This is a genomic window from Microcoleus sp. PH2017_24_DOB_U_A (assembly GCF_020738205.1).
GTDB lineage: Bacteria > Cyanobacteriota > Cyanobacteriia > Cyanobacteriales > Microcoleaceae > Microcoleus.
In genome coordinates this window covers 17,674-27,157 of record NZ_JAEQCT010000133.1, presented here as the reverse complement: position 1 = coordinate 27,157, position 9,484 = coordinate 17,674, and the positions used below count along the sequence as shown (strand labels likewise).

Genomic DNA, 9,484 nt, shown 5'->3' with positions numbered 1-9,484 from the left:
CCTGTTCCACAAAGAGTTAATTTTATTGTGGGGTGGGCATCTTGCCCGCCCCCTTTCTTTCTTAGCAACAGGCAAGATGCCTGTTCCACAAAGAGTTAAATAGATTGCTGGTATTTTTCCAACAATTCTGGGATATAATCGTAGCCATCAACACCGATCGCCGGAATGATACTCGCTCGACTTTTCGCCAAAGACTGCTTAAAAGATTCAGCCCCCATTTGTCCGCGCAAAATTGTCAGCAAACCAGCCGATTGTCGCCATTCCATCGCCCCAATTTGCTCCAAAGTATACATCCCCAAACAGCCAGCAAAAATTGCTTGTTCTAGTTGATTCAGACTGTAATAAGCTTGAGCTAAATAAGCCAAATTGAGACCTTGGAGATATAAGTCGCCGGAAAATTGAGCCGCTTGCCAACCTTTGACCAAATACTCGATCGCACCGGCAGCATTTTCCAGAGCAATTTTAGCAATACCGAGGCTGCTGGAGCAAAAAGCTTGACTTTGGCGATCGCCCAATTTCTCCGACAGCAGCAAACCTTGCTCCAAATAACTAATAGCACTTTCGTAAACCTCCGGTTCCACCTCCTCCAACTGCCGCGCCTGGAACACCTCGCTGTAGCCCAAATTAGCCAGGGCGTTCGCCTCACCTTGCCGCTCTCCCGCCTGCCGTGCCATAATCAAAGCCCGCTGACTGTAATTAATCGCTTCCTGATAATTTTTTTGAGCCACATAATTGCGGCTAATGTGATTGAGATTGGCGACTTCACAGGCTTTATCTCCTTCCATCCGGGCAATTTCCAGGGATTGCTTGTGCAGTAAGATCGATCGCTCGTAGGCCCCAGCCGCCTGCATCGAATAACCCAAAAGCGTCAAAATTCGAGCCTTCGCTTGAGTACCTTCAACGCGCCGCAGCGGTTCATCTAAATAATCCAAAGTATGCCGCAAAGCTTTACCATCAAACGAAGCAAAAATCCCGCCGTAAAGCGGAAAGTATTCCCGCTGAGAAAAAGTGCGTAAAATTTGCAAAGTCACTTGAAAACAAGCATTTGCCAACTGTTCGCCGCTCTTAGTAGAATTATTAAATCCACTAGCTAGCTGACTCCAAATTACCGAAAAAGTAATGTAAGTAGAAATCGAAGCTTTTGTGGACACCTTGGAATCATAAACTTGCTTGTCGAACCATGTTACCAAAGCCCGTTGCAAACACTGCAAAATTATCGCCAATTCCAGCAACGTACCTAATTCTACATTAGACTGCTTGGCTGCAAATTCAACGATAGAATCACCCCTGGCAATAGTCTGTAAAAGAGCGTTAGCAAAGGCACTATTAACTTTTTTTGACCAAAAAGCCCAAGGCCCATTTTGTTCGGGACTGCCGGCGAATCCTAGCTGCTGTGGCTGATAAATCCAGCCGACGAGTTCCGGTTCCAAGCGCTGCCAAGATTCTAAACCTTTAGCAATCCCGGCGGTGATTTGTTGCAAATCTCGTTCGGTTTCGGGATTGGTAGTTTGCAGCATTTGTTGGTGCACAGATTTTGACAATTGCTGCAATTGATCGAGAGTCAGCGGATGTTCTTTATTGGGATCAATTATTTGCAATATTGCCAGGAGGCGGCCGTTAGATTCGGCGGCAAGGATTTGTTGGATGGAAGATGCGATTTCGCGATCGACGCGGTTATCCTTCTGCCAACGTTCCCATTCTCCTTGGATAGTTTTTAGCGCTCTGAGGCTGCGATTTGCCTTGGCTTGTTTGATTTCGTCCTTTTCATTTCTGAGCAGGTTGTCGGTGGCATCGAGGCGTTCGCCAAAACAGCGTTCAAAGATTTCGCCCGTGCCGGTGCCAATGTCTTGCACCAACATTTGATATACTTGTTCTTTAGAGCGAATTTGACCTTTGAGGGTGATTTCGACAATTTTATCGATCAGTGCTAGGTAGCGATCGCGCAATGAAGTAGATTCTGGCATAAGTTATTTTTAGTTAATAAATTTTTATTGACACCGCGAGCCGTATTGCAGGCTGCTACTTAATTTTACAGATCATCTGGATTAATGCCCATGTCTCGGAGGATCTCGGCCAATCGATTTGCTCGCTGTCTTTCAGATTCAGCGCGTTGACTTTCTAATTTAGCCCGCTGACTTTCAGATTCAGCGCGTTGACTTTCAGATTCAGCCCGCTGACTTTCAAATTCGGCGCGTTGACTTTCAGATTCAGCGCGTTGTCTTTCTAATTCAGCCCGTTGTCTTTCAAATTCTTCTGGAGTCAGAACCCAATCGCCACTAGCATCGTACCAGCGCAGCCACAACCTCGAAAAACCTTGATAATTACCTTCCCACAAACCAATACCTAACTCCAATTCCGGTATCCAGAATCGCGAATCAGTTAAAACTTGTTCGCAGTAACGATTATCAATCAATTGAAATACTCTCAGTTGATTAGTGTAGCGACTAAAAACAAAGTAGTAAGGAATCTGCAAAATCTCTTCATAAACTCGCCACTTAGTAGGCGGTTTATTTCGGACTTCTGGTGTGATTCCCAAATCTTCATCTTCAGTTCCAGGTGACAGCAGTTCCACTACTACTAGAGGAGTAATATTTTCTTGCCACATCACGTAGCTGAGGCGCAAATCCTCACCTCGATAAAATCTAGAAGCGCCCAAGACAACGAACCAATCGGGTCTTTTATACCAATTGAGATGATTGGAATCGTAGTATAGATTGAGGTCTGTCGCTATAAAGATTTGGTCTAGCGGATGGTTGCGGGGGCGGCAGGTTTGACGCAGCAGTTCGGGTTGATAGTCGTGATATTCGTCAGGCAAACCGGGCTCCTCCGGGTCTTCACTAGGTAGATCGTACATCGTAGGGAGCAGTTTTGTTTGGTAAGGCTGCGAATCCGGTACGTACATCGTCATAAAATTACCCGGGCGAGACGGCTTAAGGAGATTGAGGCGGTACGGTCATTAAGACATTATAGCGGTTTTCGATTTCTTGCGAGTGCCGCTAAGGGCGATCGCATCTTCCCAAACAAACCAAAAATTATTTACGTGTAACTCTTGCTGGGAATTTGAATATATGAATCCGGCATTTCATTCTGCTGGTGAATAGCAAAGAAACGGCGCTCAATTTCTTTGAGAACTGCTGCATCATAATAAATCATGCCACAATCCAGACAAATCTCAACAGGCGTGTTAGGAACTAGCAAGTATTTACCTTGATGACTATACAGGTAATTGATTTTACGTTCCTCATAGCGGTTGCTACCACAGGTATTGCATCGGATTTCTCGCATGAGTTTATATTTTTATTTGCTAGTTTCCACCAACAGAGGTTCGATACGCTCGTGACTAATCAGCCGATGAGCATAAACTAGACAAGCCTGAATATCTTCTCTTTCTAACCAGGAATAGCCTTCGAGAATCGTTTCAGGAGTGTCGCCAGCCGCTAACATTCCTAGAATGTGCTCAACCGCAAGACGGCGACCCCGAATAATCGGTTTTCCGTTAAATATTTGGGAATTTACTGTGATTCGTTCTAAGAGTTTTTGAGCATCCATAATTTGAGGCATAATTAGATATCTTATATTCTATCATTTGTTTATGAGTTCCGAACCCCTGACTCTCTCAAAAACCAATCCTGTTTTAGCCGCCCAAGGATTAACTCGCCGCTTTGGCGGTTTAGTTGCTGTAAACGACGTATCTTTTACAGTTGAAAAAAACGAGATATTTGGACTGATCGGCCCTAACGGTGCTGGCAAGACAACTCTATTTAATGTAATGACTGGACTGATACCTGCTTCTAGTGGCAATCTGATTTATCAAAATGAAAATATTTCCCAATTGAAGCCTTATCAAATTGCGAATAAAGGTATTGCGCGCACTTTTCAAAATATTAGATTGTTTGGGGATCTTTCGGTGTTGGAGAATGTGGCGATCGCCCGACACATCCACAGCCGATCGCAAAATCCGGTATTATCGCTACTATCGGGGATTTTCGGCTTACCAGAATCTAACGCTATGGAGCGCAAAACCCAGCGGAAAGCCCTGGAATTGTTGGATTTGGTCGGTTTGGGCGATCGCGCGCAGGAACAAGCCAAAAACCTGCCCTACGGCGATCAGAGGCGTTTGGAAATCGCCCGCGCCTTAGCCCTGGAACCGCAAATCTTACTGCTAGATGAACCAGCGGCGGGGATGAATCCGACGGAAAAGCACAAGTTAAGTGATTTTATCCGGGAAGTGCGGGAACAATTCAATTTGACTGTAATATTGATCGAGCATCACGTACCGCTGGTGATGGGATTGTGCGATCGAATTGCTGTATTGCATTTTGGTCAGCTTATTGCCTTGGGTGAACCTGCTTTTGTTAGGAACGATCCTGCTGTAATAGAAGCTTATTTGGGAGATGAAAAATAGAAAATTACAAAACAATGGGGCGATTGGAACCCGGCGATTGGAAATCGCGCCTACACAAACAATGTCCGCCTCCGCGGACTAAGAGTAATATTAAAAACTCACATATTGCATCATTTGTACGCATTTTGTAGGGCGGGTTAACCAATAATAATTACCTAAAATCTACAATCTCGTAAACCCGCCCGCCCCAACTACAAATCTCAAACTCCAAGTCAGATAAAATGCACAATGTCCCCCCAAAGACTACCAAAAATATCCTGTTAGAACTCAAAAATCTCTGTGTAAATTACGGAGGAATTCAAGCCCTGCAAAATGTGAATTTAACCGTAAATGCGGGCGAAGTTGTCAGTCTCATCGGCGCTAACGGTGCGGGGAAAAGTACGACATTGAGAGCAATTTCTAAAATAGTTAATTTGCGGGAAGGACAAATCATCTACAGCGGGCGCGATATTAGTCGCCGCCAAGCTCACGAAGTGGTAAAATTGGGAATCGCCCACAGTCCAGAAGGGCGAAGGGTTTTGGCGCAGCAGACGGTGTTAACTAACTTGGAATTAGGGGCTTATGTGCGATCGGACTTCGCAGCCATCAAAACCGATTTAAGCCGCCAATTCGAGATATTTCCGCGCTTAGCAGAAAGGCGCACTCAACTGGCAGGAACCCTTAGCGGCGGGGAACAGCAAATGCTGGCGATCGCCCGCGCGCTCATGAGCCGCCCGAAACTGCTATTATTGGACGAACCCAGTTTAGGCTTAGCACCTGCGATCGTCAAAGAAATTTTCGGAATCATTCAAAACCTACGCTCTACGGGCGTTACAATCTTGTTAGTGGAACAAAACGCCAATTTAGCACTCCAAATTGCCGATCGGGCTTACGTACTAGAAGCTGGTAACATTACCATCACAGGCATAGCATCAGATTTACTCAACAACGAACAAGTAAAGAAAGCATACTTAGGTTAATTCCGACATTTTTGGGTTCGTAGTGAGGACTTCAGTCCTCTTCATGAATCCCAAAAATCAGAGGACTCAAGTCCTCACTACAAACTTAACTACAAACTTATTATAGAGGATAAATTAATGCACAAAATAGCAGCTACGCCCGGAGGTTGGAACCCTCAAGCAGAAGGAGTAATTTTTATACAGCAAACCCCAGCACCAATCGTATTTATTAGTGCTGCTGACACTGACATTCAAACACTCGCGGCCGCCGCATCCAAAATGCCACCCGAATTCCCGAAAGTGCGGGCCGTAAATCTGCTTCAGTTGCAGCAACAATTAACCATTGACACCTACGCCGAGGAAATTTTAGAACGCGCAGAGGTAATAATTTTAAGGCTGTTAGGCGGGCGTTCTTATTGGTCTTACGGATTAGAAGTTATGCGGGAAACGGTGCAGAAAACTAATGCGGTATTGATTGTGATGCCCGGTGAAGATAGTCCAGATCCGGATTTAATTAGTCATTCTAATGTATCGCTGTCCGCAGTCAATCAACTGTGGCGCTATTTCACAGAAGGCGGAGTCCAGAATTTTGTTAATGCACTCAAGTTTACGGCTGACACTTGTTTGAAAACTGCTTATAATCCGCCTCTTCCTCAAACAGTTTCTCGGGTGGGAATTTATGATTGGGGAGGAAATACAACGGCTGGTTTGGGAATTTTACTACCAGATTCCGATCCCCCTAAATCCCCCTTAAGAAGGGGGACTTTGAACCCAGATTCCGATCCCCCTAAATCGCCCTTAAAAACCGAAACTTTGACCACTTCTTGCCCCCCCCTTCTTAAGGGGGGCTGGGGGGGATCTCCGGGTTTACCAACCCTTGCTAAAGTCGGGATTTTATTTTATCGCGCTCATTATTTATCGGGAAATCTAGCACCTATTGATGCACTTTGTCAAGCATTATATGACCGAAATTTAGTACCAGTTCCCGTCTTTGTGTCTTCGCTGCGAGAACCGGATTTGCAAGTGGAATTGGTGGAACATTTTAAACCCAAAGATTCCGAACCAATTCAATTACTCATTAATACAACAAGTTTTGCAGTCTCGGGTTTCAACAATCTCGAACCGGAACAAAATAGCTTTAAATCCTTAGATGTTCCTATCTTGCAAGCAATCTTCAGCGGCGGCGGTTTGGAACAGTGGGAAACTGAATTACAAGGACTTTCGCCGCGAGATGTGGCGATGAATGTGGCATTGCCAGAAGTAGATGGGAAAATTATTACTCGGGCTGTTTCTTTTAAAGCTGTACAAACTTGGAACAGTGAATTAGAAACAGATGTGGTAGGATATGTCGCAGCGGACGATCGCATTTCATTCGTAGCAGACTTAACGGCGAATTGGGTGAAGATGAAGCAAACCCCCGCCGCCAACAGACGCATCGCCATAATTCTCGCAAATTATCCCACCCGCAACGCCCGCTTAGCTAACGGCGTTGGCTTGGATACGCCCGCTAGCTGTGTGGAAATCCTCAAGGCTATGCAGGAAGTCGGTTATCAAGTAGATAATATTCCCAGCAGCGGGAACGAGTTAATTGAAATGCTGATATCTGGCGTAACAAATGACCCGGAAGGACGGGAATTGCGCCCTGTAAATCAATATTTGGATTTGGCGGAATATCAAGAATATTTTGCAACTTTGCCGCAGCAAGTACAGGATGGAATTTGTAATAGATGGGGGTTAGCGACTGGGGAAAGAAGGACTGAAGTCCTTACTACGAACCTGGAAGGAAGGACTGAAGTCCTTACTACGAACCTGGATACGAATCTGTTTCCGATTCCGGGGATTCAATTCGGAAATGTGTTTGTCGGGATTCAACCGTCGCGGGGATACGAAATCGATCCGGCGTTAAATTATCACGCGCCGGATTTGGAACCAACTCACAATTATCTTGCTTACTATTATTGGCTGCGCGAAAAGTTGGGAATTGATGCGATTATTCATGCGGGAAAACACGGGAATTTAGAATGGCTTCCCGGTAAAAGTGTGGCATTGTCTAATAAATGTTATCCCGAAATCGCATTAGGCGCGCTGCCGAATTTCTATCCGTTTATTGTCAACGATCCGGGGGAGGGTTCCCAGGCAAAAAGACGATCGCAAGCCGTGATTATCGACCACCTCACCCCGCCGATGACTCGCGCCGAACTTTACGGGCCTTTGCAGCAGTTGGAAGCCTTAATCGATGAATATTGCGAAGCCCAAAGCTTAGATCCGTCGAGATTACCGATGATTCGCGATCGCATTGTAGCCCTTACCAACCAGGAAAATCTAGATAAAGACCTAGGTATCCAACTCAATAAATCGGAGTTTACCGAGTTTATCACCCGCACCGACGGTTATCTTTGCGAACTCAAAGAGTCCCAAATCCGCGACGGATTGCATATTTTTGGTCAATGTCCCCAAGGTAGACAGTTGCGAGATTTGATAATTGCGATCGCCCGCCATCCTAGCACAAATCGTTCCGGCTTAACCCGCGCCCTCGCCAAAGACTTAAACCTAGACTTCGATCCCTTAACCACCGCAGGCGATTTAACCGCAGAATTAGAAGCAAAAGCTGCTGAATTAGTAGATGATTTAATCAAAAACATCCGCGTCGATCCGCGTTCATCTGCGGTTAAAATAGGAGAAGCAACCCAACAAGAATTAGATTGGATTTCCAACTATCTTTTACCTTCACTCCTCCAAACAAACCAAGAAATTACTAACCTGTTGCGCGGACTAGATGGACGACACATCCCCAGCGGTGCATCCGGCGCGCCCACCCGCGGCAGACCAGATGTATTACCCACAGGTCGCAATTTTTACTCCGTAGATATCCGCGCTATTCCCACAGAAACCGCCTGGAGAGTTGGCAGAGTTGCAGCCGAAACTTTAATCGAAAGATACACTCAAGAAAATGGTGAATATCCGAAAACTTTGGGTTTGTCTGTGTGGGGAACATCGACTATGCGGACAGGTGGAGACGACATCGCCGAAGCCTTAGCATTAATCGGAGTTCAACCAATTTGGGATGGGCCTTCGCGCCGGGTTGTAGATTTTGAAATCTTGCCTGTTGCTGTTTTGGGGCGACCGCGCGTTGATGTTACTTTGCGGATTTCTGGCTTTTTCCGCGATGCTTTTTTTAATTTAATTGATTTGTTTGACTCGGCTGTCAAAGCTGTGGCGGATTTAGATGAATCTGCGGAAGACAATCCTTTAGCAGCACAAGTTAAACAAGAGATTTTGGATTGGGAATCGGCTGGTTTGAGTCGGGAAGATGCGAAAGTGCGATCGCAATTTCGAGTCTTTGGTTCAAAACCGGGGGCTTATGGTGCGGGGCTTCAGGGAATAATTGAAGCTCAAAACTGGACAGACGACGGCGATCTAGCAAAAGCTTACATTAATTGGAGCAGTTACGCCTATACTTCCTCTAGTTCCTCAAATTTGCCTGGAGATGCAGCCGGAGTTCAACAAAGTGAATGGGGATGTTCGGCACCGGAAGCCTTTACACAGCGCCTCAGTCAAATGCAAATAGTTCTCCAAAATCAAGACAACCGCGAACACGATATCCTCGACTCCGACGATTATTATCAATTCCAAGGGGGAATGACTGCGGCAATTCGCAATTTGCAAGGGAAAAATCCTGAAACTTATTTCGGAGATAACTCGATTCCCGAAAATCCAAAAGTGCGACAACTCAAAGAAGAAATTGCGCGGGTTTATCGCAGCAGGGCGGTAAATCCGAAATGGATTGAAGGGGCGATGCGTCACGGTTATAAAGGTGCTTTTGAAATTGCCGCAACGGTGGATTTTTTGTTTGCTTACGATGCTACGGCGAATTGTGTTGAAGATTTTATGTATGAAGGAATTGCACAGGCTTACATTTTTGATGAAAAAGTTCAGGTATTTATTCAGGAAAATAATCCTTGGGCGCTGCGAGATATGGCGGAAAGATTGTTAGAAGCTCGCCAACGGGGGTTGTGGGAGAGTGCCAGTCAGGATATCCTTGATAAATTGCGATCGATCGCCCTGGAAGCCGAAGCAGTCATCGAATCCCACACAGAAATACGCAATTAACATCACCAGCCCACTTGCGGTAATATTTACT

The 9,484-nt window shown here is 45.6% G+C and carries 7 protein-coding genes; 3 read left to right on the top strand and 4 right to left on the bottom strand.

Going from position 1 to position 9,484, the window contains the following annotated elements; all coding sequences use genetic code 11:
- Window positions 1-95: 95 nt before the first annotated feature.
- From JGK07_RS29695 to JGK07_RS29680, 4 genes are all read right to left on the bottom strand, one after another.
- On the bottom strand, window positions 96-1,964 hold the full coding sequence (locus JGK07_RS29695) for a tetratricopeptide repeat protein (RefSeq protein ID WP_293186647.1): 1,869 nt from the start codon (window positions 1,962-1,964) through the stop codon (window positions 96-98).
- Window positions 1,965-2,029: 65 nt separating this feature from the next.
- Window positions 2,030-2,908, bottom strand: a complete 879-nt coding sequence (locus tag JGK07_RS29690; RefSeq protein ID WP_293208800.1) for a Uma2 family endonuclease — start codon at window positions 2,906-2,908, stop codon at window positions 2,030-2,032.
- Window positions 2,909-3,036: 128 nt separating this feature from the next.
- Complete coding sequence (locus tag JGK07_RS29685) at window positions 3,037-3,285, bottom strand: type II toxin-antitoxin system MqsA family antitoxin (RefSeq protein WP_293186644.1); 249 nt, start codon at window positions 3,283-3,285, stop codon at window positions 3,037-3,039.
- A 12-nt stretch (window positions 3,286-3,297) separates the two neighbouring features.
- Window positions 3,298-3,561: a DUF433 domain-containing protein gene (locus tag JGK07_RS29680; RefSeq protein ID WP_293186643.1), complete on the bottom strand. Its 264-nt coding sequence runs from the start codon at window positions 3,559-3,561 to the stop codon at window positions 3,298-3,300.
- Window positions 3,562-3,592: 31 nt separating this feature from the next.
- Between JGK07_RS29680 and JGK07_RS29675 the strand changes: the two genes are divergently transcribed.
- The 3 genes from JGK07_RS29675 (at window position 3,593) to cobN (ending at window position 9,453) form a co-directional block, all read left to right on the top strand.
- Window positions 3,593-4,405, top strand: a complete 813-nt coding sequence (locus JGK07_RS29675; protein ID WP_293186642.1) for an ABC transporter ATP-binding protein — start codon at window positions 3,593-3,595, stop codon at window positions 4,403-4,405.
- 221 nt (window positions 4,406-4,626) lie between these two features.
- Window positions 4,627-5,364 (top strand): ABC transporter ATP-binding protein, encoded by a 738-nt coding sequence (locus JGK07_RS29670; protein ID WP_293186641.1) that lies wholly within the window; start codon window positions 4,627-4,629, stop codon window positions 5,362-5,364.
- Window positions 5,365-5,481: 117 nt separating this feature from the next.
- Window positions 5,482-9,453 carry a cobaltochelatase subunit CobN gene (gene cobN / locus JGK07_RS29665; RefSeq protein WP_293243464.1) on the top strand — a complete coding sequence of 1,324 codons (3,972 nt, stop codon included), beginning with the start codon at window positions 5,482-5,484 and terminating at the stop codon, window positions 9,451-9,453.
- Window positions 9,454-9,484 lie beyond the last annotated feature (31 nt).